We start from the raw sequence: 1,394 nt of genomic DNA, 5'->3' as shown, positions 1-1,394 counted from the left end.
ATAGAAAAAGATGGAGAAAGTTTTATAATAAATGGAAAAGAAAAATTCGACAAGATTGTAGTTGCAACTGGTGGCCTTTCATACAAGTTAACTGGTTCAACTGGAGATGGATATAGATTTGCAGAAAAATTTGGACACAAGATAGTGGAAGCAAGACCAGGACTTATTGGTATGAATTTAGCCAATAATTTTAATTTAGCAGGACTTAGCTTAAAAAACGTTGAACTCTTTGCAGAAAAAGATAAAAAAGTTATTTCAAGAGAATTTGGCGAACTTCTATTTACCCACAGGGGAATTAGTGGACCAATAGTCCTTACAAGTTCAAGTAAACTCAATAGATTAAATAATTTTGAACTTTTTCTAGATTTAAAACCAGCTCTGTCAATTGAAAAATTAGATAATAGAATTTTGAGAGATTTTAGTGAAAATCAAAATAAAAATATTGAAAATGTATTGAAGTTACTTCTTCCAAAAGATTTAATTTCTTATATTTTAGATGCTGCAAAAATTTATCCTGACAAAAAAGTAAATCAAATAACTAAGGAAGAAAGAGAAAATTTAATAAAAACAATTAAGAATTTTAAACTTATTTTTGATGGATTTGATGACATTAACAGGGCTATAGTTACTAGTGGCGGCATTGATGTTAAAGATATTGATCCAAAAACAATGGAGTCAAAACTTGTTAAGGGGCTTTACTTTATTGGAGAGCTTCTTGATGTTGATGGACTAACTGGTGGATTTAATATTCAAATTGCAAATTCAACAGCCTACTCATGTGGGATTAATTTATAATAGCTTTACTTATTTTAAAAAATAAAATATAATGATAAAAGTCACTACAGTTCAATACAGGAAGTAGTGATTTTTTTTGGAGGTAAAAAATGAAAATTGCAATAGATGGACCAGCGGGATCTGGCAAAAGTTCTCTTGCAAAGGAAATTGCAAAAAGACTTGGGGTTTTATATATTGATACAGGAGCAATGTATAGGGCAATTACTCTCAAACTTTTAAATGAAGATGAAAGTGATTATGAAAAAATACTTAAAAATACTGAAATAAATTTTGATGGAGATAAAATATTTTTAGATGGAAAAGATGTCTCAAAGGAAATTAGAGAAAAATGAAATTTCTAATAAGACTTCTGAATTGTCAAAAAAGAAAATAATTAGAGATTATCTTGTAAAAATAGCAAAGAGAAATAGCAAATGACAGAGATGTTGTCATGGAAGGCAGAGATATTGGTTCAGTGGTATTAAAAGATGCTGAATATAAATTTTTCTTGACTGCAGATGTAGAAACTCGTGCAATGAGAAGATTTAAACAATTAGAGGATAGTACTGCAAGTTTTGATGAAATCTTGGAAGATTTAAAAAAGAGAGATTATAATGACT

General features: G+C 28.8%; 3 protein-coding genes. All 3 read left to right on the top strand.

Translation table 11 applies throughout. The features are described 5' to 3' along the window. Nucleotides 1-795, top strand: a 795-nt coding sequence (locus tag HGPT_RS03325; RefSeq protein ID WP_019138457.1) for a BaiN/RdsA family NAD(P)/FAD-dependent oxidoreductase, incomplete at its 5' end; no start/stop codon positions are given. Nucleotides 796-884: 89 nt separating this feature from the next. Continuing rightward, nucleotides 885-1,127, top strand: coding sequence for a (d)CMP kinase (locus HGPT_RS10350; RefSeq protein ID WP_019138456.1), 243 nt, complete (start codon nucleotides 885-887; stop codon nucleotides 1,125-1,127). 98 nt (nucleotides 1,128-1,225) lie between these two features. Further along, nucleotides 1,226-1,394 (top strand): (d)CMP kinase (locus HGPT_RS10345; protein ID WP_281032367.1); only part of this gene is annotated, 169 nt, incomplete at its 3' end.

Source organism: Peptoniphilus timonensis JC401, assembly GCF_000312025.1.
Classification (GTDB): domain Bacteria; phylum Bacillota; class Clostridia; order Tissierellales; family Peptoniphilaceae; genus Peptoniphilus_A; species Peptoniphilus_A timonensis.
This window is presented reverse-complemented; position numbering and strand designations above follow the sequence as displayed.